This window comes from Nonomuraea sp. MTCD27, assembly GCF_041950495.1.
Classification (GTDB): Bacteria; Actinomycetota; Actinomycetes; order Streptosporangiales; family Streptosporangiaceae; genus Nonomuraea.
This window is the reverse complement of record NZ_JBGNUW010000004.1, coordinates 66115-93088: the sequence shown is the minus strand read 5'-3', so window position 1 is coordinate 93088 and position 26974 is coordinate 66115. Positions and strand designations below refer to the sequence as shown.

The window sequence follows — 26974 nt, the reverse complement described above, 5'->3', positions numbered from 1 at the left end:
AGACACGATCGAGAGGAATCTCTCGAGGAACAGTTGGCCTGGCTGGATGCGATCAAGGAGACGGAGGAGGCGCCCGTTTCGGTGACCGCCTCGGCCGCTCCGGTCGAGGAGCCGGTCGCTTCGCCGTACCCCCCGGACCCGTGGCGACTGGTGCCGCAGCAGCACGAGACGCCGACGCCGCCGCTGTTCCGCGCGGCCGTCGACTCCGTGTACGGTGCCGCGGCGGCCGAGGATGTCCCCGAGGCGGAGAGCGAGGCCGGGGAGTGGCTCGGCCGGGCCGGCGTGAAGGAGGAGCCCCAGGCTCCCGAGCAGCAGCTCGACGACCCCTTCCTCGCCCCGCTGAAGCCGCTCCCGCGCCCCGACGACACCGACACCTATGCCGTCCTGCCGTTCCCTCCGCCGGAGCAGGTCACGGACAAGCCGGAGCAGGCCGAGGAGCAGGAGGAGACGTCCTGGGCGACGTCCGACTGGTCGCAGCGGCTCCCCATCGAGACGGAGGAGGCGCAGGGGCCCGGGCCCGCCGAGGAGCCCGCCGTCGCGGAGCACCCGACTCAGCAGCCCGGGACGCAGCAGCCCGGGACTCAGCTGCCCGTGACGGAGCAGGCGGCGAAGGAACGGACGCTCAAGGAGGAGCCGGCGAAGGAAGGGCCGGCGAGGGAGGAGCGGGTCGCCTGGGCGGACACCCAGCCGCGCGCCGAGCGCCCGAAGTGGGGGGATCAGCCGCCCGAGGACGACTCCTCCCTGACGCGGCCGCACACCGATCGTTCGCTGTGGTCCGAGTCGTCGCACACGCTGCCGCGGAACGAGCGCCCGCAGTGGACCGATCCGGAGGTCCGTCCCCAGGAGCCCGAGCGTCTGCAGAGGTCGGAGCAGCAGCCCGAGCAGCGTCCGCAGTGGTCGGGCCAGCAGCCCGAACAGGGCCCGCAGTGGACGGACGAGCCGGAACACCGTCCCCAGTGGACGGAGGAGCCGGACCAGCGCCCGCAGTGGACGGACGAGCCGGAGCACCGCCCCCAGTGGGCCGAGGAGCCGGAGCACCGCCCGCAGTGGACCGAGCAGCAGCCTGAGCAGCGCCCGCAGTGGAGTGAGCAGCAGCCCGAGTGGCGGCCCGCCGAGCGGGAGATCCCGCCGGAGCCGCGCCCGCGCCGCCGCCCGGCCCCCATCCCCGTGTTCACCGCCCCGCCCAGGCCCCCGGTCACCGGCCGCCCGACCGCCGAGAGCCTCGACCCGGAGTCCCTGCTACGCGGACGGCGTAACGCCCCCTCCAAGGGCTGGCGCCGCCTGATCTACAAGGCGTCCGGCGGCTGGATCAAGCCGGGCGAGCCGCCGGAGGTGCGCCGCCGCCGCGAGCTCGTCTCCAGGGCCCGCACCCCGGTCACCGCGGGACACCACCGCGTGGCCGTGCTGAGCCTGAAGGGCGGCGTGGGCAAGACCACGACCACGGTCGGCCTCGGCGCCACCCTGGCCCAGATGCGCGGCGACCGCGTCATCGCCGTGGACGCCAACCCCGACCGCGGCACCCTGTCCGACAAGCTCGTCCTGGAGACCTCGGCCACCGTTCGCGACCTGCTCAACGAGCGTGACCAGGTCAAGCGCTACGTGGACATCAGGGCGTTCACCTCGCAGGCTCCCTCGCGGCTGGAGATCCTGGCCTCCGACCGCGACCCCTCGGTGTCGGAGGCGTTCAGCGGCGCCGACTACCAGTCCGTCTCGCAGGTGCTGGAGAACTTCTACTCGATCTGCATCACCGACTGCGGCACCGGGCTGCTGCACTCCGCGATGGGCGGCGTGCTCGGGCTGGCGGACCAGATCGTGCTGGTCAGCTCCCCGTCCGTGGACGGCGCCCGAGCGGCCTCCGCGACGCTCGACTGGCTGGAGGCGCACCACTACGGCGACCTGGTGAAGAACGCGACCGTGGTGCTGTGCAGCGTCCGGCCGCGGTCGAAGTCGGCGGTGGACATCAAGAAGCTGGAGGCCCACTTCGCCGCCAGGTGCCGCGCGGTGGTCCGGGTGCCATATGACCCGCATCTGGAGGAGGGGGCGGAGATCGACCTCGACCGGCTCCAGGAGCCGACCAGGGAGGCCTATCTGCAGCTCGCCGCCTCCGTGGGCGACGGCTTCGCGGGCCTCCGCGAATGAGCGGAGGGTGTGGGATTCGAACCCACGAGGCCATCGCTGACCTGGCCGCTTTCAAGGCGGCTGCACTCGTCCACTATGCGAACCCTCCTGTGCGGAAACCACGATAGCGGCTGTGATGGCAGGGGTGTACGTTCAGGAGGTGGCGGATCTCAGCGTCGAGGTGCAGCGCGGTGGCTGCGGTGCGCTCGTGCGCGTCATCGGTGACCTCGACAAACTCACGGCGCCACTGCTGAAGGACGCTCTGGTGCAGCTGTTCACCGAGGGGCGCATCGAGATCGTGATCGACGCCGGGGAGCTGGAGTTCTGTGACTCCAGCGGCCTGTGGGTGCTGGTGGAGCACCAGCGCCGGGTCGCCTCGCAGGCCGGTTCGTTAGGCATCGTGGGGGTGCACGGCGTGCTGCAGCGCGTGCTCGACGTGACGGGGCTCAAGGCCGCCTTCGACCGCGTGGTCCCCGCCGAGTTCTGACCCCGCCAACCCGCCGAGTTCTGACCCCCGCCGACCAGCCGAGTTCTGACGCCCGCCGACCCCGGCGGCTTCTGGCGCCCGCTCACCCGCCGAGCTGTGACAGCAGCCATTTCGGGCCCATGGTTTCGGCCCCCAGCTCGCCGACCCGCTCCTTCAGCGCCCGGTCCGCGGTGACGACGACCACGCGCTCCCACGGCCTGGCCTGGCGTACGACGTCCACGATGGCGTCGTCACCGCTGCCGGTGGCCGCCACCACCTGGATCCCGGGCACGGCCGGTGCGCTCCTCGCCGCGCCCTCCACGACCGCCACCATCCGCGGATACCACTGCGCCAGCATCGGATGCGCCAGCCGCAGCCCCGAGATGTCATACAGCAACCGGGTGGCCGCCCCCAGCCGGTCGCGCCACCAGCCGTGCTCGGCCCGCGCGCCCACGATGTTGGCCACGTCGAGCACGATCGTCTCCGGCCTGATCGCGCCCTGGAGGTCGCTCCACGTCGCGGCGAAGCCGGGGTGCAGCTTCCGCGTGGTGACCTCGGGCAGCGGCAGCCAGCGCAGCTCGGTGCTCTCGCGGTTGGCCGGGGCGGCGGCCAGCAGCTCGGCCGACTCCGCGATCACCGTCTCGAACGCCCACCCGCCGTGGTCGTCGAGGTAGACGCCCTGCACCCGCAGGCTGTCACCGCCGAGCGCCGCCTCCTCGTGGGCCTCGCGCAGCGCGCCGGTGACGGCGTCCTCGTGGCTGTCGCGCGCCCCGCCGGGCAGCCCCCACGTGCCGCCGTGGTGGCTCCACCAGGAGCGCTTCTGCATGAGCACGTACGGGATGCCGAGCTCGTCATGGTGCACGACGAGGAGTCCTGAGGCACCGTGGATCCCCCAGTGCCTGTGGCCTTGGGAGCACTCGGTCCAGCCGTCGCCGTCCTTAGCCGCCATGAGGGGATTCTCTCAGCCTCCGCCCTTGGTGAGATGCCGCTGCTGCCGCCCGGGGCGCCGCGGCGTGTCCGAAACTCAGGATATCCGCGTTGACGTGCGTAAACGCCCTCGGCGCGCGCATGGAGAAGGCCGGTCCCCAAACGCGGGACCGGCCTTTCGCCCAGGCGCGGCTACAGCCCGCCGCGCCTGCGCTGCTCGACCTCGGCCTCCAGCGCCCGCTCGTCCAGCATCGGCACGAACACGCCGGCCGCCCACGCCACGAGCAGCCGGACGAACTCCTCGTCCCCGTCGTCCGCCTGGCCGTTGACGTGGAACCACGTGATCAGCGGTGCCGCGTGCGGCTTGTCAGCGTCGCATTCCGGGCACAGCACGACCCCGCCGTAGCCCCGCACCCGCCGGCCCGCCGCGTTGGTCCAGGTGTGCGGCACCCGCGAGTGGAGCAGCCCCGGACCGCCGCAGCGGGGGCAGTCGGGCGCGGCCTCCGCGGTGAGGACCTCGATGCGGCGGTTCACAGGGAGATCGATTCGGGCCCGAGCAGGGCCTTGATGTCGGCGGCGAAGCTCGGGGCGGCGTTGACCGGCCACTCCGGCAACGACATCACCATGATCTTGCCTGCCGGCCGGCGTACGTTGATGTGCAGCGGGACCTGGCCCTGGTGGATCTTCAGCACTTGCCGCAGCTCCTCCAGCAGGGTCGGGGTGATGCGCTCCTCCCGCAGCTGCAGGGTGACCGGGGCGCCGGACTCGCTGTTGACGCCGGACACGTCGATGAGGGTCATCTCCTGGGCGAAGATCGAGATGGCGCCGTCGCGGTTGTTGATCTGGCCGCGTACGGACACCACGATGTCCGGCCGCAGCTCGGGCCCGTACAGCTCGTAGTTGCGCGGGAAGAACAGGCATTCGACGGCGGCGTCCATGTCCTCGACGGTGAGGATGGCCCACGTGTTGCCCGCCTTGTTCACCCGCCGGTCCACCTTCGTGACCAGGCCGGAGACCTGGACGTCGCCACGGTCGTCGCGGCCGCTGTCCAGCAGGTCGGCGATCGTGGTGTCGCGGTTCCTGGCCAGCAGCCGCTCGGCGCCGGCCAGCGGGTGGTCGGAGACGTACAGGCCGAGCATCTCCCGCTCGAAGTCGAGCTTGGTCTTCTTGTCCCACTCGCCGTCCGGGACGGCGATGGAGAACACCTCGTCCTCGCCGTCGTCGGCGAGCCCGCCGAACAGGGAGTCCTGGCCGTGCGCCTCGTTCTTCTTGATGTCGATGACGGACTCGACGGCCTGCTCGTGGATCATCAGCAGGCCCTTGCGCGGGTGCTCCATGGAGTCGTACGCGCCCGCCTTGATCAGCGATTCGATGACGCGCTTGTTGCAGGCGGTGAGCGGCACCTTGGCGAGGAAGTCGTTGAAGTCGGTGAAGCGGCCCTTCTCGGTGCGCGACTTGACGATCCCCTCGACGACGTTCTCGCCGACGTTGCGGACCGCGCCCATGCCGAACCGGACCTGGGTGTCCCCGACCGCGACGAAGTCGAGCTGGGAGTCGTTGACGTCGGGCGGGAGCACCTGGATGCCCATCTTGCGGCACTCGGCCAGGTAGATGGCCGCCTTGTCCTTGTCGTCACCGACCGAGGTGAGCAGGGCGGCCATGTATTCGGCGGGGTAGTTGGCCTTCAGGTACGCGGTCCAGTAAGCGACCAGTCCGTAGCCGGCGGTGTGGGACTTGTTGAACGCGTAGCCGGAGAAGGGCAGCATGACGTCCCACAGCGCCTGGATGGCCTCGTCGCTGTAGCCGTTGCCGCGCATGCCGGCCTGGAAGTTGGCGAACTCCTTGGCCAGGATCTCGGGCTTCTTCTTGCCCATGGCCCGGCGCAGCAGGTCGGCGCCGCCGAGGGAGTAGCCGGCCAGCTCCCGGGCCACGGCCATGATCTGCTCCTGGTAGACGAGCAGGTGGAAGGTGGGGCCGAGGATGGGGTCGAGCGCGTCCTTGAGCTCGGGGTGGATCGGCTCGATGTCCTGGCGGCCGTTCTTGCGGTGGGCGTAGTTGGTGTGCGCGTTGGCCGCCATCGGGCCGGGCCGGTAGAGGGCGAGCACGGCGGCGATGTCCTCGAACCGGGTCGGCTCCATCAGCTTCAGCAGCGAGCGCATGGGGCCGCCGTCGAGCTGGAAGACGCCGAGGGTGTCGCCCCGGGCCAGGAGCTGGTAGGTCGTGGTGTCGTCGAGCGGCATCGTCAGGGTGTCGAGCTCGATGCCCCGGTTCTGCTTGATGATCTTGATGGCGTGGTCGATGATGCCCAGGTTCCGCAGGCCCAGGAAGTCCATCTTGACCAGGCCCATGTCCTCGCAGGACGGGTAGTCGAACCCGGTGATGACGACGCCGTCCTTGTCCCGCATGTGCATCGGGATCAGGTCCAGCAGCGGCGTCGACGACAGGATGACGGCGGCGGCGTGCACGCCGGTGCCGCGGATCAGGCCCTCGATGCCGCGGCCGGTGTCGATGACCTTCCGCACGTCGGGGTCGTTGTCGTAGAGGGCGCGCAGCTCGGTGCCCTCGTTGTAGCGGGGGTGGCCCTCGTTGAAGATGTCCGCGAGGGGGACGCCCTTGCCCATGACGTCCGGCGGCATCGCCTTGGTGATCTTGTCGCCCATGGCGAACGGGTAGCCGAGGATCCGGCTGGCGTCCTTGACGGCGGCCTTGGCCTTGATCGTGCCGAACGTGTTGACCTGCGCGGTGTATTCGCTGCCGTACTTCTGGGTGACGTAGGCCACCATGCGGTCGCGCTGGCGGTCGTCGAAGTCGAGGTCGACGTCCGGGGGGTTGATGCGCTCGGGGTTGAGGAACCGCTCGAACAGCAGGCCGTGCTCCAGCGGGTCGAGCTCGGTGATGCGGGTGGCGTACGCCACGATCGAGCCGGTGGCCGAGCCACGGCCGGGGCCGACCGGGATGCCGTTGTCGCGGGCGTATTTGCAGATGTCGGCGACGACGAGGAAGTAGGAGGAGAACCCCATCGGGCCGATGACCTTCATCTCGGTCTCGTACCGCTCGATCACCTCGTCGGGGACGGGGTTGCCGTAGCGCATGACCAGGCCGCGCTCGACCTCCTTGCGCAGCCACGACTCCTGCGTCTCCCCCTCGGGCACGTCGGGGTAGTCGGGCATCCGGTCCACCTGGGCGAACACGTCGCCGTAGTCGCCGATCATCTCGGCCACCAGCAGCGTGTTGTCGCAGCCCTCGGGCAGCTCGGGGAACAGGGCGTACATCTCTTCGGCCGGCTTGAGGTAGTAGCCCGAGCCGTTGAAGCGGAACCTGTTGGGGTCGTCCTTGTTCTTGCCCACGCCGACGCACAGGAGGCTGTCGTGCGCGTCGGCCTGGTCCTCGGTCACGTAGTGGGAGTCGTTGGTGACCAGCAGGGGGATGTTGAGCTGCTTGGACAGGCGCAGCAGGTCCTCGCGCACCTCGCGCTCGATGCTGATGCCGTGGTCCATCAGCTCCAGGAAGTAGTTTTCCTTCCCGAAGATCTCCTGGTATTCGCCGGCGACCCTGACCGCCTCGTCGTACTGGCCGAGCCGGATCCGGGTCTGCACCGCGCCGGACGGGCAGCCGGTCGTGGCGATGATCCCGCTCGCGTACTGCGAGATCAGGTCCTGGTCCATGCGCGGCTTGGAGTAGTAGCCCTCGAAGCTGGCCAGGGACGACAGCCGGAACAGGTTGCGCAGGCCGTCGGCGTCCTTGGCCCACATGGTCATGTGGGTGAACCGGCCGCCGCCGGAGACGTCCTTGCCGCCCTCGCCGTCGGCCACGCCGGTCTCGGCCCGCTGGCCCCAGAAGACCGGCTTCTTCACGAACCGGTTCTCCGGCGCGACGTACGCCTCGATCCCGATGATCGGTTTGACCGGGGAGCCCGACGCCACCTTCTGGAACTCGTACGCACCGAACATGTTGCCGTGGTCGCTCATCGCGATGGCCGGCATCTCCAGCCGCTCGGCCTCCTTGAACAGGGGTTTCAGCTTCGCCGCCCCGTCCAGCATGCTGTATTCGGTGTGTACGTGCAGGTGCACGAAGGACTTGCTCACCCGGTCCCCTAACGCTCGCCCCGCCAGACTTACCGCAAGAGCCTATTCCGTCTTATGGGGCTGTTGGGGCATCACGCGTGAGGCATGCGCGGGATCACCGGAGAGCCGTGCTCAGCCTCCGCCCTTGGAGAAGTGCTGGTAGTCCTTGGTCCCCGACCAGTAGCCGCCCCACTCCCAGCCGACCTGCGCGAACGCCTTGACGACCTTGTCGCCGGGGTTGATCACACCCCTGCCCTTGAGCGGGCGTTCGGTGAACTTCTTGGCGTTCTGGTGGGCGGTGCCGCCGTCTGCGGTGACATATGGGTTTTCGCGGGGATTGATGTCTACTGCTTCCCCGTAGGCGTGGTTCGACCAGTTGCTGGACCCGGTCGCCGGGCGGCAGTTGAAGGCCGAGGTGTTGTTGGCGTCGATCGAGTCGAAGTCGTCGCCCTTGAACACGTCCACCAGCTTCATCTGCTTGATGGGCCAGCGCCAGTCGTACAGCTTCCTGAAGACCGTCTCGATGTCGTCGGTGACCGTCTTGCGCACGACCATCTCGCCGGTGTGCGGCTTGTTGTCGAAGCCCCAGTACGTCATCGTGATCAGCCGGAGATCCCGGTAGTGGACCGGGCAGCCGGGGCGCCACGAGTAGGGCAGGCGGTCACGGGAGACCCGCGAGACCTTCGAGCTGAACGCGGGCGGGCCCGTCGGGGTCGGCGTGACCGAGGTGGGCGTGGACGTGGGTGATTCCAGCGTTGCGTGGTCGGGAGCCGACGGCGCGGGCGCGGCGACCGGCTCCCCCGCGCCGCACGAAACGGACGCGAGCACCACGAACGCCATGGCGGCAGCACGTTTCATCTAGCCACCATATGCGACGTCAGCCCTGGTCAGGGGACTATCAGCAGGGTACGGCGAGCCCGTTTCGCCAGCCGGGCGGAAACCGAGCCACGCCAGAGGGAACGACGCGAGCGCCCCACCACGATGGCGTCGGCCATGTACGCGCTGGCCAGCGTCTCCAGCTCGCGTGCCGTGTCCCCGCGCACGCTGACGAACTGCCACGGCACCCCGGCGCCGCGCAACTCGTCCCTGAGGTCCTCCGTCAGGTCGGCCGCCGAGTCGGGGATGATCGGCGACCCGGCGTAGAACCACGTCGGGGTGGTGTTGAGGGCCTCGACGAAGGCGATGAGCAGGGCGGCGTGGTCCCTCCGGGCGAGCCCGGCCGCGTACGCGAGTGCGTTGCGGCTCGGGCCCGATCCGTCGAAACCCACCACCAGCAGGCCGGCGCCGTCCTTGCCGATCTCGAACTGCCCTGCGGGAAGCCTGCCTGCCAGCGGCTCCCACTGGGGGTCGGTACCACTGCCGAACACGGCATGACTCGCGTCAGGCGTCGGCGTGCTTGCCGCGGCGGGCCAGCTCGCGCAGGGCGTCCGCCGCGTAGATCACGAGAGCCACGAACGAGAGCCCGGCGAGCCCGCCGCCGACCCACAGGTCGTTGACCGTCGCGTCCACGTACGCCCCGCCGCGCGGCTGGTAGCCGACCGCGAACGGCGCGGCGACCAGCCAGAGGCCGCCGAGGAACAACAGAACGAGGGCCGAGACGCCCACCTTGGCCCTCATCGGGTCTCCTCCATGCCAACCAGGGAAGGCTTGCCGTTCTGGCGGTGCTCGCCGGAGCGGGGGCCGGTGTTCAGGTCCGCACGCAGCGCCTCGACGAGCGGCGCCAGCAGGCCGGCCAGCTCGGCGGAGGACGCCTGCGGCGCGGCGGCCGGCACGGGCTCGGGCTCCGGCTCGGCCGGGCGCGGCTTCGGGACCACCAGCCCGCGCACCACCAGGTCCTCATGAAGGGCCAGCACAAAGGCGATCGCACCCGCGAGCGCCACGACGGCCACGCCCAGGCCGGTGAAGAACTCGGACTGGGTGGCGTTCGTCCAGTCGGCGCCCTCCGGCTGGGTGCCGAGGGCGAAGGGCGCGATCATCAGCCACAACCCGGCCAGGACGGCCAGGGTCGCCGCGACGACGCCCACAAACTTGCGAATCATTGCGAGATTCCTCCTGTTACGAGGTCTTTCTGTGGTGGCGTGGCCTGCGCGATCAGGGCGCGCGAGGTGGGCCGCAGCACGTCCTGGACGACCGACCGGGCCCGCTCGCGCTCCGGGCGATCGTCGGGCGGCGCCATCCTGGCGACCGCGGTCAGCAGCGCGGAGTGCTCGCCGTTCACCCGCTCGATGCGCTGGGCGATGAGCTCCAGCAGGAGGCCGGCCAGGACGAGGTCGTCCTTGTTGAGCGGCTTGGCCTCGGGGACCGCCGGCACGCTCGCGCCGCGCAGCGGCAGCTCCTTGAGGAAGAGCGTGGCCACGAAGCCGAGCAGCGCGATGGGCACGCCCACGATGAACACGGTCTCCAGACCGCGGGTGAACGCCTCCAGCACGATGTTCTTGATGGGGGTCGGCAGCTGCTGGATGGCGCTGGGGCTGCCGAGCTGGACGCCCGAGCCGCCGGGCACCGAGATGTGCGCGGCGGCGAGCATCGCGGTCATCTCGTCCCTGAGCCGGTTCGTCAGGATCGCGCCGAACGCGGCCACGCCGACGGCGCCGCCCAGGGACCGGAAGAACGACACGCCCGACGTGGTCGAGGCCATGTCGCGCGGCTCGGAGCCGTTCTGGGCGGCCAGGATGAGCATCTGCATGGACAGGCCGAGCCCGACGCCCAGCACCGCCACGTCGAACCCGATGAGCCACTCGCTGGAGTCCACGTGCAGCCTGGACAGCAGGAACAGCCCGACGGCCACGATGAGCAGGCCCGCGACCGGGAAGATCTTCCACTTGCCGGTCTGGGTGACGATCTTGCCGGAGATCACGCCGGCCAGGAACAGCGCGACCACCATGGGCAGCGTCATCAGGCCGGAGTTCGTCGGGCTGAGCCCCTTGACGATCTGCAGGTACTGCGGCAGGTAGATCATCGCGCCGAACATCGCCATGCCGACGAACAGCGAGGCGAGGCTGGTGAGCACGAACGTTGGGTTGCGGAACAGCCGCGGCGGCAGGATCGGGTTACGCGCGGTCCGCTCCGACAGCACCGCCAGCGCCAGCGCCAGCAGGGCGATCGCGACCAGGAAGTAGGTCCAGAACGAGTTCCACTCGAACTCGGTGCCGCCCAGCGTCAGCAGCAGCATGAGCGCGCTCGCGCTGGCCGTGATCGTCGTGGCGCCCCAGATGTCGATCGAGGTGCTCCGCTTGATTCGCGGCAGCTTCAGCACCTTCTGGATCACCACGAAGGACACCAGCGCGAACGGCACGACCACGTAGAAGCACCAGCGCCAGCCCAGCCAGTCGGCGTCCACGATGAACCCGCCCAGCAACGGCCCCGCGACCGTGGAGATCCCGAAGACGGCGCCCATGTAGCCGGAGTAGCGGCCGCGCTCCCTGGGCGACACGATGTCACCCAGGATCACCTGCGACAGAGCCGACAAACCACCGACACCCAGGCCCTGTACGGCACGCGCGGCGATGAGCTGTCCCATGTCCTGGGACAGTCCGGCCACCAGTGAGGCCGCGACGAACAACCCCAGAGCGGTCTGGAAGAGCAGCTTGCGCCCGAACAGGTCGGACAGCTTCCCCCACAACGGCGTGGACACCGTCATCGTCAGCATGGTCGCGCTCGCGACCCACGAGTACTGGTCCTGACCGCCTAGTTCCCCCACGATCGTCGGCAGCGCGGTGCCCACCACGGAAGTCGAGATCATCGACGTGAGCATCGCGAGCATGAGCCCGGACATGACCTCGAGGATCTCGCGGTGGGAGTAGTGCCGCTTCGTGGGAGACGCGGCCTGCGCCTGGGCTACCAAGACACCACATCCCCTTCTTACAGTTTTATCCGAGTTGAGTATACGCATGTTTACTAGCCGCGCGGCAAGTGGGGTGTTCGTTGAGTAGAGTGCGGGCATGAGTCCCCAGGTGACTGAGGCCAGGCCACGCGACCGTGAGGCCACCCGGGAGCGGATCCTGCACGCGGCTCGCACGCTTTTCGGCGAGCAGGGCTACGAGCAGGTGACCGTACGCATGATCGCGTCGGCGGCGGAGGCCAACATCGCCCTGGTGGGCCGCTATTTCGGGTCGAAGGCGGGGCTGTTCGGCGCGGTCCTGCAAGGCGAGCCCACCTTCAGCGCGCTCTTCGAGGGCGACCCCGACGCCCTGCCCCGCCGGCTGGCCGAATACGCGGCCGAGCGCATGATGCACCCGCCCGACAGCGCCATCCTGCGCACCCTCGAACGCTCGGCCGCCCACCCCGAGGTGCAGGCGGTGGCCAGGGAGCGGCTGATCTCGGCGGTGCTCAAGCCGCTGGAGGCCCAGCTCTCGGGGCCGGACGCGCACGCGCGGGCCCGCATGGCCACGGCGGTCTTCCTCGGCATCAGCGCCACCCGCCGCCGGATCGGCCCCGAGCAGCCCACGCCCGCCGACGTCGATCGCCTCACCGCGGTCTTCGAGGCCTGCCTGCGCTGAAAGTTTCACCGCTTAAGGCGGCTCCGACCTGCGATGACACCCTAAAGATCGATCCGATGTCTTTGAGCGGGCGGCGCGGCTCCCTACGATCCGGGGGAGCCGGTGGGAGCGCTCCCACATGACGGACGGAGTAAATTCCATGTCTCGCAGAAGGCCCATGTTGGCGGTGCTCCTCGCGGCGGCCGCCACGGCCGCGGCGGGGGCGGTCGTCCTCTCCTCGTCCACCGCCCAGGCCGCCGACTCCGCTTTCTACGTGGATCCCCAGACCAACGCGGCCAAGTGGGTGGCCGCCAACCCGAACGACAGCCGTACCGCCGTGATCAGGGACCGCATCGCGGCCGTGCCGCAGGGGCGGTGGTTCGCCACGTACAACCCCACGACCGTGCGGAGCCAGGTGGACGCGTACGTGGGCGCGGCCGCGGCGGCCGGCAAGATCCCGATCATGGCCGTGTACGCCATGCCGAACCGCGACTGCGGCGGCCCGAGCGCGGGCGGCGCGCCCGACCACGCCGCCTACCGGGCCTGGATCGACCAGATCGCGGCCGGTCTCGGCGGCCGGCCCGCCTCCATCGTGCTCGAACCCGACGCGCTGGCGATCATGACCAACTGCATGAACTCCGCCGAGCAGGCCGAGGTCAAGGCGTCCATGGCCTACGCCGGCAAGAAGTTCAGGGGCACGTCGTCGCAGGTCAAGGTGTACTTTGACATCGGGCACGACGCCTGGCTGTCCGCCTCGGAGGCGGCCTCCAGGCTGACCGGCGCGGACGTGGCCAACAGCGCCGACGGCATCGCGGTCAACACCTCGAACTACCGCTCCTCGGCGGGGCTGGTGTCGTACGCGAAGAGCATCATCTCGGCGACCGGCGTTTCCCGGCTCAAGGCGGTCATCGACACCAGCCGCAACGGCAACGGCCCCGCCGGCAGCGAGTGGTGCGACCCCGCCGGCCGCGCCACCGGCACGTGGAGCACCACGAACACGGGTGACTCCGCGATCGACGCCTACCTCTGGGTCAAGCCGCCGGGCGAGGCGGACGGGTGCATCGCGGGGGCCGGCCAGTTCGTGCCGCAGCGCGCCTACGACCTCGCCATCGCCGCCCCGCCGCCCACCGGCACGCCGACCGTAACTCCCACCGTGACCCCGACCGTAACCCCCACCGTGACCCCGACCGGAGGGCCGGGCGGCTGCACCGCCACGTACACGGTGACCCGCCAGTGGACGGACGGCTTCCAGGCCGAGGTCACCGTGCGGAACACGGGCACGTCCGCGATGAGCAGCTGGAGGGTCGGCTGGACGTTCCCGAACGGGCAGACGATCTCCCAGCTCTGGAACGGCACCCTGTCCGGCAGCGGCGGCACCGTCAGCGTCACGAACCTCAACTGGAACGGCGCCGTGGCCGCGGGCGCGACGGCCACGTTCGGCTTCCTGGCCGGCCACACCGGCCAGAACGGCACTCCGTCCACGGTCAGCTGCACCGCCTCCTGAGGCCCCGCGACACCATGGAGCCCCGCGGCGCGGGGGCTCCATGCGGTCATGAAATAACGGCGCATTCGCGGCTGTTGCACACAGCCAGGTCACACCGCACTGCGAAAGGCGCGTACTCATGGCTCTGCCGCTGTCCATCCTTGATCTGGCGCACATCGGCGAGGGCGAGACGGCGGCCGACAGTTTCGCCGCCAGCGTGGCCCTCGCCCAGCGGGCCGAAGAGCTGGGATACCGGCGGATCTGGTACGCCGAGCACCACAACATGGCGAGCATCGCCTCCTCCGCGACCAGCGTGCTCATCGCCCACGTGGCCGCACACACCCGGACGATCCGCCTCGGAGCGGGCGGCGTCATGCTGCCCAACCACTCCCCGCTGACCATCGCCGAGCAGTTCGGCACGCTGGAGACGCTTCACCCCGGGCGTATCGACCTCGGCCTCGGCCGCGCCCCGGGCAGCGACCAGCAGACCATGCGGGCCCTGCGCCGCACCCACTCCGCCGCGGACACGTTCCCGCAGGACGTGCTGGAGCTGCAGGGCTACCTGACCGGCGAGTCCCGCATCCCGGGCGTGGACGCCACGCCCGGCAAGGGGACCAACGTGCCGCTGTACATCCTCGGCTCCTCCCTGTTCGGGGCCCAGCTCGCGGCCGCGCTGGGGCTCCCGTACGCGTTCGCCTCGCACTTCGCGCCCGCCGCGCTGGAGGAGGCCGTCGAGGTCTACCGGCAGGAGTTCAAGCCGTCCGCGCAGCTCGACCGGCCGTACGTGATCGCCGCGCTCAACGTGATCGCGGCGGAGACCACGGAAGAGGCGGAGGAGCAGTTCCTGGCCTCGAAGCGGCTCAGGGTGAGCAGGTTCCTCGGGCGGGGGCGCACGTTCACCACCGAGGAGGCCGACATGATCCTCGAATCGCCGGCCGGACAGCAGATCGTGCAGATGGCCAGGTATTCGGCCGTGGGGAACCCGGCCGAGGTGAAGGCATACGTGGACCGGTTCGCCGAGCACGCGCGGGCCGACGAGCTGATCGTGGCCTTCTCCGCGACCGACCGGAAGGCGTGGATGCGCTCGGCCGAGCTGCTGGCCGAGGTGCACGGGGCCGGACAGCTCGCCTAGTCGGCGACGAGCCGGGCGCGGTGGCCTTCGTGCTCGCGCTGGCGGCGGACCACGTACGTGCCCGGTGCGCATCCCGAGCCCCCGTGCTCGGGATGAAGCAGATGGACGACGGCCGTGGCGGTGAACATGCCGATCGCCAGCCTGTCGCTGTCCGTGACCTGCGTGGTCCAGCGGCAGGTGCCCGGTTCGGCGACGAGCGTGTGCGGGTTGCCGCCGGCGGCGCCGCGCAGCAGCTCGACGCCCTCGGGGGGGACGTGCTGCCAGCGGGCCTCGGGCCGGGCCTGCACGGAGCCGGCGACGACGGGGAGCGGGATGACGATGAGGTCGCCCTGGGCCTGGAGGCCGTCGACGACGGGGATGCGTACCGACTGCTCGAGGTGGTCGAGCACGGCGAGTCCGGTCTGCCGGGAGAGGGAAGCGAGCGTAACAGTCATGGAATCACCTCAGGTTCTGCGTAGGAGTCTGGAGTACTGCTCGCCGGACAGCCCGTAGGTCCAGCCGGCGGCGGAGATCGGATCGTCGAAGTAGGCGGGGACGGTCAGCCCGTACTTCCGCCGGCGGCCGTCGCGCTCGACCGATCCGTTGACCGCGAGGAGCACCCTCAGGTCCCGGCGCATGTCGTAGAGCCGCAGCTCGGAGCCCGGGTTGCCGGGGTCGGGCGCCGTGGCGAGCAGCCGCAGCCCGGCCTGCTCGATGTACGCGCCCCAGCCCAGCTTCTCGATCGCGCACCGCCTGACCTCGACGTTGCGCTCGCCCGCGATCCGCTCGACGGTCGGGTCCTCGATCACCCAGGACGGCACCACGGTGCCGTGCCAGGCGTGCACGGACCACCCGTCCCCGTACCGCACGGCGGGGCCGCCAGCGTGGTGCAGCCAGGCCCCGCCGTCGCCGGTCTCGGTGTGCAGGGCCACCGGCCGCTCGGACACGACGCACACGTGCTCGCCGGGCCACCACCAGTGGCACGACCGGGCCACGGCCGTCCACAGGTCGAACTGCCGCCGCTGGTCGTCGGTGAACGCCACGCCGGCGACCCGGTGGAGGGCGTCGTAGTAGGCGACCCAGTTGACGTACTGGACGTTGTACCAGGTGGTGTGGTGTTCCCCGCTGTGCGCCCGCTGCAGGGACGGGAGGAGGCAGCGGCTGACGGAGCCGAGGAGCGAGAACTGCACCTCTTGACGGAGGGTCCGGTCGATCGGGAGCTGCGCCGGTCGCACGAGGGCGTCGATGCTCCCGCAGAGCCTGGCCTTGACCTCGGAGAAGCGGGCCCGCAACGGCCACTCGTGCACGCGCTCGGTGCTCTCGGAGGGCCGGAGCCCGACGGGGGCGGTCGCCAGGGCGGCGAGGGGCGAGGCGACCCAGTGGAATCGGGGCGGGGGTCGCCCGATCAGCCGGTAAAGGGCGGAGATGGCGGCCTCTGCGGCCGGACGGTCGGCGGGCAGCGTCGAGAGCGCTCGGCCCAGCCATTGTGCGCGGATCGCGGCAGCTTCCAGCTGCACGAGATCAGTCACCGGACGAGGGCGGTGGCGCCCTCCCTTCGCATGATCATGTCAACGATGGTGACAGAAGGGAGCGGCGCTTGTCCACCGTCATTCGTCTCGCCGTGTTCATTCCGCCGGCGGGTGCCGGCGTTGGTAGGGGCCCGTGGTCTCGGAGGAGGGCGCTGGGGCCAGGCCCGCCGCGAGGAGCTGGGCGCGCAACGTCAGCACCGTACGTTCGAGCGCTCTGATCTGCGCCTGGAGCCGGCGGATCTGGTCGCGCATCGAGGTGGAGGCGTCCTGCTCGGTGGCCAGGTCGGCGCCCACCTGAGCGGCCTGGCTCTGCATCCGGGCGAGCTGCTTCTCCAACTGGCTCAGGGCGTCCTCGTAGATCGTCTTCGCCCGCAGGAAGGCGTCGGCGTCGACTTTGGAGCGCTCCAGCTCGGCCTGGCGCTCCACCTGGAGCAGCGCGGTCTGGTGCGTCTTCCGGTTCGCGTCGGTGGCGGAGCGGAAGGCGAGGTACGCCACGCCGAGCGGGACGATTCCGATGGCGATCTGGATGAGCACGTCAGTCAGCATCGCCGCCTCCTATGGGCCGGATGACCCCGGTGTAGGCGATGCCGTCGTCGCTCTGCCAGGCGTTGACGCTCAGCGCGATGCCGAACTCGCTGCCGTCGCGCCGCACGCCGACCAGCGGGATGACGCGCCCGGCCAGGTCGGAGCGGCCGGTGGCGAGCACCCGGCTCAGCCCGGCCACGTGCTGCTCGCGGAAGCGCGGTGGCATCAGGATCGTCAGGGGTCTCCCGACCGCCTCCTCGGTGCTCCACCCGAACAGCGCGGCGGCCTGGGGGTTCCACGACTGGATGATCCCTCCGGCGTCGGCCACGACGACGGCCGCCGCCCCGGCCGGCGTGGACCCGGGGAACCGCCCCGGCGGCGGGGTGGCCTCAGGCCAGGTGGCGATCAGCGCGATCCAGCCGCCGAACGCCAGCCACACCGCCCCGGCGACCCAGCCGCGCGGGTTGGCCCCGGTGAAGGTGGAGATCAGATTGATCAGGCCGTAGAGCAGTACCAGCGCCGTGGCGGCGGCGAAGGCGATCCGGTCGGACCGCCCGAACATCTGCACCAGGCACAGCACGCCGGTGACGCACCAGGCCAGCGCCCATAAGTTCAGCGGCGCGACGGAGGCGAGCACGGCGTAGCCCGGGGTGGCGCGCTGGCCGGCGGGCGCGAACGCGAGAGAGGCGGCGATGTCCAGGCACAGCAGGCCCACGAAGGCCAGCGACGCGCCACGCCGTCCGATGCGGTGCAGGATGCGGGAGGTGGTACGGCGGAGGAGGGCCGAACCGGCAGCGTCACCGTTACTCACGGTCGCAAGACTAATGCATATAGTTAGCCTTAGCTGGGAATATCGGGGGCTCCATCAAGACGCGCGGCCCGAGATTCCAGGCGTCGAGCAGCACGCGGCGGTCCTCGGGCGGCACGCCGTCCCACTCGCCGCGCAGGACGCGCTCCTCGCCGGGCAGCAGATCGATGGCGTTGTCGTCCCAGCGCACCCAGCCGGGCTCGGTGGCCGGGCGGGCGTCGAGCAGGCGCAGGAACGGGACCGCCGGCCCCTCCTCGTGCCTCAGCCGCAGCGTCCACGCCGTCCCGTGGGGCTCCACGTGCGCGCTGACGCGGGCCTCGGGCAGGGCGAGCAGGTCGCGGAAGTCGGTGCCGGCCGTGAGCAGGTACCGGTTCGTCGCCGTACGGTCGCCCGCCCGTACGGACAGGTCGAGCAGGAAGGTCTGATCGACCGCGCACCTGAGCTCGCCGACCTGGCCGGGAGCGGCAGGCGTCCAGCGCTCCTCCGCGACCCGGCTTCCGTCGAGGCGGAGGACCCGCGCGGTGACGGCGGCCGGCCCGCCGTCCCACCAGGCCCAGACCGCCGCGCTCAACTCCCCGCCCGTCACGCGCGGCGCCGGGAGCCGCGCGCTCACATGGACCTGCCGGTACGCGCGGCGCACGTAGTGGTAGGCCGCCTTCGGCTCGCCGAAATAGTCGACGGCCGCGGTGCACCACCCGTTGGGGAAGGACTCGTTGAGCTGCCAGGGCAGCACGCCGCAGCACGAGGGCCGGCGCCGGTTGGCCTCGATCGCGTACCGCAGGCCGTCGGCCTGGAGGAACTGGCCGGCCCGGGACATCGTCGCCAGATCCCCGATGGCGCCGCCGAACGCCTCCTGCACCAGCGGCTCGTTGTTCCACCAGCGGCCGAGATGGTCCCAGACGGGGTTGCGGGTGGTCGGGAGCCGTCGTTCGGGGGCGGGCACGACGGACTCGATCGCCCGCAGGTTGCTCATCCCCTCCACGCCGAACTCGCTCAGCAGCAGGCCGCGGCCCTCGTCGTAGAGCCGGTAGTGGTCGGAGAGCCCCTGGTGCTCCCAGGGCCCGTGCACGTCGTGCTGCTCCGGGCTCGTGCGCACGCTCTCCAGGGTGTTGCCGAACACCGGCCCCGACGGTGAGGTCGGCAACCAGTGCCGGTCCGGGTCGAGCCGCGCCACCACCTCGTGCAGGGCCGCCAGCACCGGGGAGTCCTCGTCCTTCAGCGGCACGCCGTCGGCCCGCTGCAACTCGTTGCCGCCGCACCAGACGGCCAGGCTGGGATGGTTGCGGCGGGTGGGGACGATCCGCTCTGCCTCGGCCGCCATCCGGGCCACGAACACCTCGTCGTCGCTGGGCAGGCTGCGCATGCCGGAGCTGGACTGGGCGAACTCCTGCCAGACGAGGATCCCGTACTCGTCGCACAGGTCGTAGAAGGTCTCGCTCTCGATGAGCCCGCCGCCCCAGACCCGCAGCATGGTCACGCCGGCGTCGCGGGCGAGGGTGAGGAGGTGGCGCAGCTTGGCCGGATCGGTGGCGCCGTAGAGGGCGTCGGCCGGGACCCAGTTCCAGCCCTTGATGGTGGTGGGATGGCCGTCGACGGTCAGGCGGTAGGGCAGGGCCGTGGGCGGGGCTTCGGGGTCGCGGGTGAAGCGGAGGTCGCGGAAGCCGAGGCGGAGGCGGTGCTCGTCGCTCCCGTGCCTCCCCTGCCTCCCGTGCCTCCCCTGCCTCTCATGGACGGTGGTGGTGAGCGTGTAGAGGTGCGACTGCTCGCCGGTGCCGTTGAGGTGCCAGCGGCGGGGGGACTCGACCTGGAGGGTGATCTCGGCGGCCGGGTCGCGGCCGTCGAGGGGGACGGTGGCCTCGGCCACGATCTCGCCGTCGGCCGTACGCAGGGTGCACGTGGCGGTGCCCTCGCCCTTTCCCTCCGTCGCCAGGCTCACCCGGACCTGGCCGGTCCCGCCGGTGATCACGGGCCTGGCCCACACGTCGGTCACCCGCAGCGGCCCGGTCGTGCGCAGGCGTACCGGGGCCCACAGGCCCTGGTGGACGAGGCGGGGGCAGAAGTCCCAGCCGTAGCCCATGCGGCCCTTGTGCACGTCGACCTTGGCGGTGTAACCGACCTGGGGTTCGCTGACGGGCGCGGGATCGATGACGACCGCCAGCGTGTGCTCGCCGGGGCCGAGGAGGTCGGTCACCTCCACGACGAGCGGGACGTACGTGCCCTCGTGGGTCGCGATCCGGTGCCCGTCGAGGTAGACGGCGGCCGCGTAGTCGATGCCGTCGAACTCCAGGAACGCGCGCTCCGCGGGGGCGAGGGCGGGGGTGCGCAGGCGGGTGCGGTACACCCAGGTGCGCTGCGGCACCCATTCGGAGAGCAGGCTCTGCCGGCCCACGTACGGGTCGGGCACCTGGCCCGCGGCCAGCAGGTCGGCCAGGACGCTCCCGGGGACCCGGGCGGGCACCCACCCTCCGGTGTCCCGGCCGTCGCGGGCGTGCAGCTGGGCGCGGTGCAACTGCCAGTCGTCGCCGAGGTAACCCCGCAACTCCCAGCCCTCGTCGAGAACGGAGACGGACGTCATGCTCCGTACGATATGGCATCGTTCCCACACGATCCAGGGGCTCTCGTTCCGGCCTCTGGACCGGCTCCCGGCCCGGCCGCTAGAGTAACGACATGACTACAGTGGGTCACGATGTCGATGCACTACGGACCGCGTTCCCCAATTGGTCGTTCTTCTACAGTGACGAGGGCGTCCTCTACGCGACCCGGCGCGGTGTCCGGCTCGCGGACGACGAGATCCACAAGGGCCTCCACCAGACGGTCAGCGCCGACGACGTCGCCACGGTCCTGAGCCTCCTCGAGGACCAGGAGCGGGTGGCATCGATGTCATAAGCATTTCGGAATTTCGGTCAAGCCATTATCGATATTCCAAATTCCGGCCGCTGTAACGCGTGTGACCTGAAGAGTAGTTTGCTCGCATGCTTGAATCACGTGAGCCGGGCAGGGCGGCTGTCCTGCGGCGCAAGGCCATTTGCTTAGCCGTCGCGGGAGTCGTCGCCGCGGGGACGCCGATCGGACTCGGCTCGTCGTCGGCGCACGCGTCGGATTCTCCCGCGCCGGAGAATGCCGTCATCGTCTGGGACAGAAACGCCGAGACGGCGATCTGGGACATCGCCCGTCAGCAGCCGCAGGTCCAGGCGCGCAGCTTCGCCATGGTCCACGGGGCCGTCTACGACGCGGTGAACGCGATCGCCGGCACCCCCTACCGGCCGTACCTGGTCGCCCCGCCCGCCGGCGGCACCGCGTCGACGCCCGCGGCCGTCGCGACCGCCGGCTTCGGCGTGCTCAGCGCGCTGTTCCCGGCCCAGGAGGTGAGGCTGCGGGCGCAGTACGACGAGTCGCTGGCCGCCATCCCCGACGGCGCCGCCAAGCAACGCGGGATCGCCGTGGGCAACCAGGCGGCCGCCGCGATGATCGCCGCCCGGGCGAACGACGGGGCCTTCGGCAACCAGACCTGGACCGTCGGCACCCAGCCGGGCCAGTGGCGGCCGGCGCCTCCCACGAACGCCTCCGACGGGGCCTGGGTCGCCCACCTCAAGCCGTTCCTCCTGCCCAGCGCGTCAATGTTCCGCACCTCCGGCCCGCCGTCGCTCACCAGCGAGCGCTACACCCGCGACTTCAACGAGGTCAAGGCGATCGGCTCGGCGACCAGCACGGTCAGGACGGCCGACCAGACGCAGGCCGCGATCTGGTGGCACGACCGGCACCTGGCCGAATGGGAGATCAAGCGCCAGCTCGCCACGAAACAGCGGCTGAGCACGCTCCAGACGGCGCGGATGTTCGCGATGGTCGACATGGCCGAGGCCGACGCCACGATCGCCTGCTACAACGAGAAGGCGGCGTGGAACTTCTGGCGGCCGGTCACCGCGATCCAGCTCGCCGACGACGACGGCAACCCGGACACGGCGGGCGATCCCGGCTGGATGCCGTTGCTCGTCACGCCGCCGCACCCCGACTTCACGTCAGGACACACCTGCTTCACCGGGGCGAGCATGTCGGCGCTGGCGCACTTCTTCGGCCGGGACAACATCCCCTTCAGCGGCTACAGCGCCGACTCGGGCACCACCCGGCACTTCCGTAGCTTCTCGCAGGCGCTCGCCGAGGTCGTCAACGCCCGCGTCTGGGGCGGCATCCACACGCGTACGGCCGACGTGGCAGGCGCGAAGATCGGCAAGCAGGTCACCGCGTACATGGTGAGGCACTACTTCCGGCCCGACGGCCACTGACCGCCGTCACCCGCAGGCCCTGGGCGGTCCCGGACGATGCACAGCTGGTGGCGTGGACGGCCGGATCACGAAGCCTCCGGCGCGAACTCCGGACACATGCGCGTCATGAGATCCCAGAACGATCGGTATTCGAGCACTCCCGGATGCCAGGTGGCGAAGTCCCACGCCTGCCATTCCCCGTCGGGCGCCACCACGCCCGGAAAGAGAAGACAGACCTGGCCGTCGATGTACTCCGAGAGGTAGAGGGTGTCGCCCATGGGGTCGCCCCATATCTCAGCGAGGTGAGGGTCAACGTCACGGGTCCAGCCGACCTCGGCCAGAGGCAGCAGATGCAGACACGAATAGCTCTCCACGTCCCAGCCGTTGGAGATCTGGAGGAATTCCCGATAGCTCGGTGGCAGGCGGATGCCGAGCCGTTCTTCGTGCCGCGCCAGCTCTTCTTCGCCGACACCCGTCGTCCCCAGCCATTCCGGAGGACGATGTGCTTCCACGAGGTGCCGGGACCGCGGCGGCGCGGAAGCCACGCTTCGTTCATGCCGCTCGTGAATCCTGCGGTTCACGGTACGGAGAAGGCCGGCCCAGGGGTGACGCGGACCGTCGGGGGTGATCATGGCGTACACCGTACGACACCCCGACGACATGAACGTGCGGCGTTTTCCATCGCTGAAGATGGAAGTCGGCGGTGGCTGGAGGGAGCGGAAGACCGGGTGCCGGGGGCCGTCTTGGGTCACCATTGGGATCATGTCCGGCGGACCTGACCAACGATGGGTGATCTGATGAACGAGTCCGAGGGTGTCCCCCTGGCCGACTACATCCGCGTGCTTCGCGACCAGCTGGAGACGGCGCAGGAGGATGGGCAGGGGCGGGGGGTGAGGTTCGGTGTCGGGGCCGTGGAGCTGGAGTTCGAGGTCGCTGTGACGCGGGAAGCGGGCGGGAAGGGCGGGCTGAAGCTGTGGGTGGCCGAACTGGGTGCTGAGGGCAAGCGGAGCGGCGTCCGGACCCAGCGGGTCCGGATGACCCTCACGCCTACCGACGAGGACGGCCGTCCGCTCTCGGTGACCGACCGGTTGCCCGAGCTGCCGCGTTGAGACGGTGTCCCGCATGGTCGGCTCGCTCGTCGGACGGTGCGTCGAGGTCCTGGTCGAGCGGCCGGGCGCGACGGGGTACGGCTCAGGGCTGCGGCTGGCCACGTCCCTGGTGGTGACGGCCGGGCACGTCGTCGAGGGCGGGACCGCGGTCAGCGTACGGCTGTTCGGAGGCGGCCCGGAGGAGATCACGGTGGCCGGCCGGGCCGTCTGGAAGGGCGTCCGGGCGGACATCGCGCTGGTCGAACTCGCCCCAGACGTCCGCCTCGGCGAGCTCGCTCCCGTGGCCGTCGGGGTCGTCCCGGAGGGCTCCCACGGGCGGCTGCCGTTCACCGCGGTCGGGTTTCCCCGCCACCGGACCTGGAGAGACGGCGACAGGGCCACCTGGCGTGACAGCGACCAGATCGACGGGTTCATCCCGCTGGGTTCGAGCGTGAAGCGGGGGCGCCTGGCCCTGCATCGGGCGGACGGGCGCCTCCTGGAGGCGCGTGACTGGAGCGGTTTCTCGGGTGCCGCCGTCGTCTGCCAGGGTTCGGCCGTCGGCGTGGTCGTGGAGTCGGCGCACTCCGGCGGTCTCGAAGCGGTACGCCTGGCCGCCGCGATCGGCATGTACGAACCGCGTGCGGAATCCGAGCGGGAGCCCGATCCGAGCACCGCGGCCGCACGCGCGCTCCTGGCCGGCCACGGCGTCGTACCGGAGCGGATCAGCGTCCCCGGTCCGGCGGAGGAGCGGCGTCGCCCGGCCTACGAGGCGCTCCTGCGCCAGTACGCGGCCCGCTGCCCGGAGCTGACCGGGCGGGAGGAGGAGCTCGCCGAGCTCACCGCGTTCGCGACCGGGCCGGAGCCGTACCTGCTGCTCGTCGCCGGGCCCTGGGCGGGAAAGACGTCACTGGTCACGCATTTCGCCACGGGTGCCCATCCCGAGATGGACATGGTGTCGTTCGTCATCTCCCGGCGTGACGGGCAGATGCGGGTCCAGCAGTTCCACCGCGCGGTGTGCGAGCAACTGGCGGCCCTGCTGGGTGAGTTCCCGCCCGCCGAACCGGACGCGGCCGCCTTCCTCAGCCTCTGGGAACGCGCGGTGCGGGACCACGAGCGGCGCGGACGTCCCCTGGTGCTGATGGTCGACGGCCTGGACGAGAACGACTTCCGGGAGCTGGCCGAGCCCAGCATCGCCTCGCAGCTGCCGACCGGCCTGGGAACGACGGCGCACGTCCTGGTGACGAGCCGCCACCCCCACGTTCCCCTGGACGTGGACGGGAGCCACCCGCTGCGCGGCTGCCGCCGCCGGGTCCTGGACCCCTTCCCCCTGGCGACCAGCCTGCTCCTGCGCGCCCGCCAGGAGCTGGATCACGTGCTCACCGAGCCGCTGCCGCGCCGGGTCCTGACCGCGACGGCGGTCGCCGGCGGCGCGCTGAGCAGCAGGGACATCGCCTCGCTGACCCACGACGCCCCGCTGGCGATCCGCCGGACCCTGGAACGGGAGCTCTCCCGCGTGGTGGAGCCGCGGCCCGGCCGGACGACCAGGTACACGCTCGCGCACGACACCCTGGTGGCCACCGTACGGGAGGATCTGGACCAGGAGGAGGTCGCGCACACCCGCGCCGCCATCGACGCGTGGGCGCTCGGCTTCGCCGAGGCCGGGTGGCCCGACGAGACGCCGGACTACCTGACCGACGCCTACCCGACCCTCCTGCTCGCCGAGGGCGCCGGCCACACCCTGGCCAGGCTGGCTTCGCCCGAGCGGCGTGCCCTGCTCCGCCGCCGGACCGGTGGCGATCTGGCCGCGTTGTCCGAGGTGTCGCACGCGTCCAGGCTGCTCGCGGCGGACCCGGGCTGCGACCTCACCATGCTGGCCCGGGTCTCCCTGCTGAGGATGCGCATCGAGGACGACAGCCGCCGGGTGCCCTCCTCGTATCCGCTGCTCCTGGTACGGCTCGGCCGGACCGAGGAAGGGGTCCAGCTGGCCCGTACGCTCCAGAACGCCTATTCGCGCGCGGACGCCCTGCTGGCGGTCGGGGAGTCCCTGTTCGGCTCCCGGCCGGTCGAGGCCCGGAGTCTCGTCCTGGAGGCGATGGCCGTACCGGGAAGGCTGGAGCTGGAGCGCGTGGAGCATGCGATGCACGCGGCCCTCGCCCTGGCACGACAGGGCGAGCCCGATGCCGCCGGCATCGCCCGTCGAATCGTCACCGATCATCTGCACGGCCAGTCCGGTCATCAGCGGGCCTGGTCGATCGTCACGGTCGCCGGTCCCCTGGCCGAGATCGACCCGGAGCTGACGCGGGACCTGGTCGGGGAGGCCGTCGTCCATGCCGATGACGAGGATCGGCCGGATATATACGGCTATCTCGCCCAAGCGTGCGGTGCCCTCGGCGAGATGGACCGCCTGTTCCGCCTCCTCTCGGCCCTGGACCGAGATGACCGAAGAATCGCCCTGCTGCGCGCCTGCGAAGACCATTTCGCCAAGGGAGGACGCCGGAACGTACCGGAGGTGCTTCTCGCCGCGCTGAACCGTGAGTTCTCCGCGGCCGAACTCGTGGAGTCGGCGGCCTACCAGGACGAGGAACGGGCTCGGCACCTGCTCGACCTGCTGCCCCCGGATGCGGCGGCCGTCCAGTTCCACGATCCCGGCAGGCTCGTCCACACCACTCTCGCCGCCCATGGTCACGATCCCCGGCAGAGCGCGGCCGCGACGCCCGCAGAGCGCGACGACCTGCTGGCTCAGGCCGCGGCGTCCGCCCGGAACAACGGGCACCTGCTTCTGGCGACCTCCCTCGGACGGGACATCGCCGACCCCGTCATCCGGGCGGAGTCCCTCTCCGAAACCGCGCTGGCCATCCTCGACAGCGGCACACCCCAGGACGCCGCCCCCGTGGTGGGAGAGATCGGCGCGGCACTCGAGGAGAGCGTGAGCGCGGCGTCTCCTGCCGTCCTGGCGGCATTCGCACGCGCCGCCGATGGCGCCGGGAGGACGGAGCTGGCTGAGGCGGCCATGGACCTGGCGCTGCGCACGGTGCTGAGTGACGTCAATGACCACAAGGCCAGGTGGGAGGCGACCCCGGTGGCGACGGCGGCCGCGTCCCTCGGCCGTCTGGAGCACACTCTCGCGATCGCCGCGGCGTTCCAGGCGGAGGAAATGGACCGGATCGACATCCTCCTGGGCACCGCCGAGGCCCTCGGCGACCGCCCGTCAGCCGACCTCGACCTGCTCATCGACCTGGTGCTCGAAGGCGTCGAGAACGTCGACGAGCCGGGCACGGGCGGATGGCGATCCCGCGTCCGCGGCGATCTCGTCGAACTGCTCCTGCGCACCGGGCGCATCGACCAGGCGATGAACCTGGCCGCGAACGCGGGCGACCCCCGGGCCCTTGCCCTCAGGGTGCGTGGGCACCTGTTGTCGAATGACATCGCCGGAGCGATCTCGCTGCTGCGCGAGTCAGGCGCCGGTTCCCCTGTTGACGTCGCGCGCCGGCAGGAGCGGGTGGCCGCGATGGTCGTCGAACTCTGCGACTCCGGTCACCAGGCCCTGTGCCGCGACTTCACGGCCGAGCTCACCCGAATCGCGGACCTGCCCCTGACCTTCGATGACGGCATCTGGGCCCGTCCATGGCTGGCCGCCGCCTGCCGGGCCACCGGGCTCGCCGAGGAGCACCGGACGCTCCTGGACCTGGCGCAGCACGCCGCTCTGGTGACGGGAAGCGTCGCGACGACCGTGACCGTGCCGGTGGAGGCGGTCGTCCGCCTGCGTCTGTGGGACCGTTACCGCGTCGAAGCCGGCCGGCTGGCCGAGGTGCCGGCCGGGAGCGTGCTCACCGGGCTGGTCGAGGCGATGCTCGAAGCAGGGCTCCAGCGCGAGGCGGTCGCCGTCATCGACGACCTCGACGAGGACGCGGCCTACTGCCTGGCACTCGCCGCGGCCACCGGTGGCCGGCCGTCCCCCGACCTGGTCAGACGTTCACTCGCCCGCGGCTTCGTCAGCGAGATCATCACCCCGCTGGCCGGGCTGGAGCCCCGGTGCCTGGACGAGATCGCGGCACAACTCGGGGTCGGTCCGTAGAACCGGTGAAACCTGGCCGAGGGTGCCGTGAAACCGGGGCCGC

The 26974-nt window shown here is 70.9% G+C and carries 23 protein-coding genes and 1 tRNA gene; 9 read left to right on the top strand and 15 right to left on the bottom strand.

Annotated features, from left to right (window positions below):
* Positions 1 to 33: 33 nt before the first annotated feature.
* Positions 34 to 2139: an AAA family ATPase gene (locus ACBJ59_RS12510; protein ID WP_375110329.1), complete on the top strand. Its 2106-nt coding sequence runs from the start codon at positions 34 to 36 to the stop codon at positions 2137 to 2139.
* 1 nt (position 2140) lies between these two features.
* Here the strand turns inward: ACBJ59_RS12510 and ACBJ59_RS12505 are convergent.
* A tRNA-Ser gene (locus ACBJ59_RS12505) sits at positions 2141 to 2227 on the bottom strand.
* 51 nt (positions 2228 to 2278) lie between these two features.
* Here ACBJ59_RS12505 and ACBJ59_RS12500 point away from each other — a divergent pair.
* Complete coding sequence (locus tag ACBJ59_RS12500) at positions 2279 to 2605, top strand: STAS domain-containing protein (RefSeq protein WP_375110328.1); 327 nt, start codon at positions 2279 to 2281, stop codon at positions 2603 to 2605.
* Between the two features lie 82 nt (positions 2606 to 2687).
* On the opposite strand, the gene ACBJ59_RS12495 is transcribed toward ACBJ59_RS12500, so the two are convergent.
* The 8 genes from ACBJ59_RS12495 to ACBJ59_RS12460 form a co-directional block, all read right to left on the bottom strand.
* On the bottom strand, positions 2688 to 3533 hold the full coding sequence (locus ACBJ59_RS12495) for an NUDIX domain-containing protein (protein WP_375110327.1): 846 nt from the start codon (positions 3531 to 3533) through the stop codon (positions 2688 to 2690).
* A gap of 170 nt (positions 3534 to 3703) precedes the next feature.
* The gene (locus tag ACBJ59_RS12490) at positions 3704 to 4045 is read right to left on the bottom strand and encodes a DUF6300 family protein (protein ID WP_375110326.1); all 342 of its coding nucleotides are present in this window, start codon (positions 4043 to 4045) and stop codon (positions 3704 to 3706) included.
* Positions 4042 to 7596, bottom strand: coding sequence for a DNA polymerase III subunit alpha (gene dnaE, locus ACBJ59_RS12485; RefSeq protein WP_375110325.1), 3555 nt, complete (start codon positions 7594 to 7596; stop codon positions 4042 to 4044). Before dnaE ends, ACBJ59_RS12490 begins: the two co-directional genes overlap by 4 nt.
* A gap of 111 nt (positions 7597 to 7707) precedes the next feature.
* Complete coding sequence (locus tag ACBJ59_RS12480) at positions 7708 to 8433, bottom strand: M15 family metallopeptidase (RefSeq protein WP_375110324.1); 726 nt, start codon at positions 8431 to 8433, stop codon at positions 7708 to 7710.
* 29 nt (positions 8434 to 8462) lie between these two features.
* On the bottom strand, positions 8463 to 8942 hold the full coding sequence (locus ACBJ59_RS12475; RefSeq protein WP_375110323.1) for a universal stress protein: 480 nt from the start codon (positions 8940 to 8942) through the stop codon (positions 8463 to 8465).
* A gap of 13 nt (positions 8943 to 8955) precedes the next feature.
* Entirely contained in the window at positions 8956 to 9192 is a 237-nt protein-coding gene (locus ACBJ59_RS12470) for a hypothetical protein (protein WP_375110322.1), read from the bottom strand.
* Complete coding sequence (locus ACBJ59_RS12465; protein ID WP_375110321.1) at positions 9189 to 9614, bottom strand: hypothetical protein; 426 nt, start codon at positions 9612 to 9614, stop codon at positions 9189 to 9191. The genes ACBJ59_RS12470 and ACBJ59_RS12465 overlap by 4 nt, the downstream gene beginning before the upstream one ends.
* Positions 9611 to 11419: an MDR family MFS transporter gene (locus ACBJ59_RS12460; RefSeq protein WP_375110320.1), complete on the bottom strand. Its 1809-nt coding sequence runs from the start codon at positions 11417 to 11419 to the stop codon at positions 9611 to 9613. Before ACBJ59_RS12460 ends, ACBJ59_RS12465 begins: the two co-directional genes overlap by 4 nt.
* Before the next feature lie 97 nt (positions 11420 to 11516).
* Between ACBJ59_RS12460 and ACBJ59_RS12455 the strand changes: the two genes are divergently transcribed.
* From ACBJ59_RS12455 to ACBJ59_RS12445, 3 genes are all read left to right on the top strand, one after another.
* Positions 11517 to 12074, top strand: coding sequence for a TetR/AcrR family transcriptional regulator (locus tag ACBJ59_RS12455; RefSeq protein WP_375110319.1), 558 nt, complete (start codon positions 11517 to 11519; stop codon positions 12072 to 12074).
* A gap of 139 nt (positions 12075 to 12213) precedes the next feature.
* Positions 12214 to 13557, top strand: a complete 1344-nt coding sequence (locus ACBJ59_RS12450) for a glycoside hydrolase family 6 protein (RefSeq protein WP_375110318.1) — start codon at positions 12214 to 12216, stop codon at positions 13555 to 13557.
* Between the two features lie 118 nt (positions 13558 to 13675).
* Positions 13676 to 14668 carry an LLM class flavin-dependent oxidoreductase gene (locus ACBJ59_RS12445; RefSeq protein WP_375110317.1) on the top strand — a complete coding sequence of 331 codons (993 nt, stop codon included), beginning with the start codon at positions 13676 to 13678 and terminating at the stop codon, positions 14666 to 14668.
* On the opposite strand, the gene ACBJ59_RS12440 is transcribed toward ACBJ59_RS12445, so the two are convergent.
* The 5 genes from ACBJ59_RS12440 to ACBJ59_RS12420 all read right to left on the bottom strand — a co-directional run bounded on the left by ACBJ59_RS12440 (position 14665) and on the right by ACBJ59_RS12420 (position 20084).
* Positions 14665 to 15102, bottom strand: a complete 438-nt coding sequence (locus ACBJ59_RS12440) for a hypothetical protein (RefSeq protein ID WP_375110316.1) — start codon at positions 15100 to 15102, stop codon at positions 14665 to 14667. The two genes, ACBJ59_RS12445 and ACBJ59_RS12440, sit on opposite strands and share 4 nt — an antisense overlap.
* A gap of 9 nt (positions 15103 to 15111) precedes the next feature.
* Positions 15112 to 16176, bottom strand: coding sequence for a DUF6745 domain-containing protein (locus ACBJ59_RS12435; RefSeq protein ID WP_375110315.1), 1065 nt, complete (start codon positions 16174 to 16176; stop codon positions 15112 to 15114).
* Positions 16177 to 16272: 96 nt separating this feature from the next.
* Positions 16273 to 16722, bottom strand: coding sequence for a hypothetical protein (locus tag ACBJ59_RS12430; protein ID WP_375110314.1), 450 nt, complete (start codon positions 16720 to 16722; stop codon positions 16273 to 16275).
* A complete protein-coding gene (locus ACBJ59_RS12425) occupies positions 16712 to 17512 on the bottom strand; it encodes a PAS domain S-box protein (RefSeq protein ID WP_375110313.1) in 801 nt (266 codons plus the stop codon). The genes ACBJ59_RS12430 and ACBJ59_RS12425 overlap by 11 nt, the downstream gene beginning before the upstream one ends.
* Positions 17513 to 17522: 10 nt before the next feature.
* Positions 17523 to 20084 carry a glycoside hydrolase family 2 TIM barrel-domain containing protein gene (locus tag ACBJ59_RS12420; RefSeq protein ID WP_375110312.1) on the bottom strand — a complete coding sequence of 854 codons (2562 nt, stop codon included), beginning with the start codon at positions 20082 to 20084 and terminating at the stop codon, positions 17523 to 17525.
* Positions 20085 to 20176: 92 nt separating this feature from the next.
* Between ACBJ59_RS12420 and ACBJ59_RS12415 the strand changes: the two genes are divergently transcribed.
* Complete coding sequence (locus ACBJ59_RS12415; protein ID WP_375110311.1) at positions 20177 to 20395, top strand: hypothetical protein; 219 nt, start codon at positions 20177 to 20179, stop codon at positions 20393 to 20395.
* 86 nt (positions 20396 to 20481) lie between these two features.
* Complete coding sequence (locus ACBJ59_RS12410) at positions 20482 to 21789, top strand: vanadium-dependent haloperoxidase (protein WP_375110310.1); 1308 nt, start codon at positions 20482 to 20484, stop codon at positions 21787 to 21789.
* A 65-nt stretch (positions 21790 to 21854) separates the two neighbouring features.
* Here ACBJ59_RS12410 and ACBJ59_RS12405 read toward each other — a convergent pair whose 3' ends face one another.
* Entirely contained in the window at positions 21855 to 22400 is a 546-nt protein-coding gene (locus tag ACBJ59_RS12405; protein WP_375110309.1) for an SMI1/KNR4 family protein, read from the bottom strand.
* Positions 22401 to 22565: 165 nt separating this feature from the next.
* On the opposite strand from ACBJ59_RS12405, the gene ACBJ59_RS12400 reads away from it, so the two are divergent.
* Positions 22566 to 22877, top strand: coding sequence for a trypco2 family protein (locus ACBJ59_RS12400; RefSeq protein ID WP_375110308.1), 312 nt, complete (start codon positions 22566 to 22568; stop codon positions 22875 to 22877).
* 13 nt (positions 22878 to 22890) lie between these two features.
* Entirely contained in the window at positions 22891 to 26931 is a 4041-nt protein-coding gene (locus ACBJ59_RS12395; protein ID WP_375110307.1) for an AAA family ATPase, read from the top strand.
* The last annotated feature ends 43 nt before the right edge of the window (positions 26932 to 26974 follow it).

Excerpts from the sequence above, each read along its gene's own strand:
- ACBJ59_RS12405 (WP_375110309.1), bottom strand. The coding sequence starts at position 22,400 with ATGATCACCCCCGACGGTCCGCGTCACCCCTGGGCCGGCCTTCTCCGT.
- ACBJ59_RS12420 (WP_375110312.1), bottom strand. The coding sequence starts at position 20,084 with ATGACGTCCGTCTCCGTTCTCGACGAGGGCTGGGAGTTGCGGGGTTAC.
- ACBJ59_RS12470 (WP_375110322.1), bottom strand. The coding sequence starts at position 9,192 with ATGAGGGCCAAGGTGGGCGTCTCGGCCCTCGTTCTGTTGTTCCTCGGC.
- ACBJ59_RS12430 (WP_375110314.1), bottom strand. The coding sequence starts at position 16,722 with ATGCTGACTGACGTGCTCATCCAGATCGCCATCGGAATCGTCCCGCTC.
- ACBJ59_RS12450 (WP_375110318.1), top strand. The coding sequence starts at position 12,214 with ATGTCTCGCAGAAGGCCCATGTTGGCGGTGCTCCTCGCGGCGGCCGCC.
- ACBJ59_RS12395 (WP_375110307.1), top strand. The coding sequence starts at position 22,891 with ATGGTCGGCTCGCTCGTCGGACGGTGCGTCGAGGTCCTGGTCGAGCGG.
- ACBJ59_RS12400 (WP_375110308.1), top strand. The coding sequence starts at position 22,566 with ATGAACGAGTCCGAGGGTGTCCCCCTGGCCGACTACATCCGCGTGCTT.
- ACBJ59_RS12440 (WP_375110316.1), bottom strand. The coding sequence starts at position 15,102 with ATGACTGTTACGCTCGCTTCCCTCTCCCGGCAGACCGGACTCGCCGTG.
- ACBJ59_RS12445 (WP_375110317.1), top strand. The coding sequence starts at position 13,676 with ATGGCTCTGCCGCTGTCCATCCTTGATCTGGCGCACATCGGCGAGGGC.
- ACBJ59_RS12455 (WP_375110319.1), top strand. The coding sequence starts at position 11,517 with ATGAGTCCCCAGGTGACTGAGGCCAGGCCACGCGACCGTGAGGCCACC.
- ACBJ59_RS12495 (WP_375110327.1), bottom strand. The coding sequence starts at position 3,533 with ATGGCGGCTAAGGACGGCGACGGCTGGACCGAGTGCTCCCAAGGCCAC.
- ACBJ59_RS12465 (WP_375110321.1), bottom strand. The coding sequence starts at position 9,614 with ATGATTCGCAAGTTTGTGGGCGTCGTCGCGGCGACCCTGGCCGTCCTG.
- ACBJ59_RS12415 (WP_375110311.1), top strand. The coding sequence starts at position 20,177 with ATGACTACAGTGGGTCACGATGTCGATGCACTACGGACCGCGTTCCCC.
- ACBJ59_RS12410 (WP_375110310.1), top strand. The coding sequence starts at position 20,482 with ATGCTTGAATCACGTGAGCCGGGCAGGGCGGCTGTCCTGCGGCGCAAG.
- ACBJ59_RS12480 (WP_375110324.1), bottom strand. The coding sequence starts at position 8,433 with ATGAAACGTGCTGCCGCCATGGCGTTCGTGGTGCTCGCGTCCGTTTCG.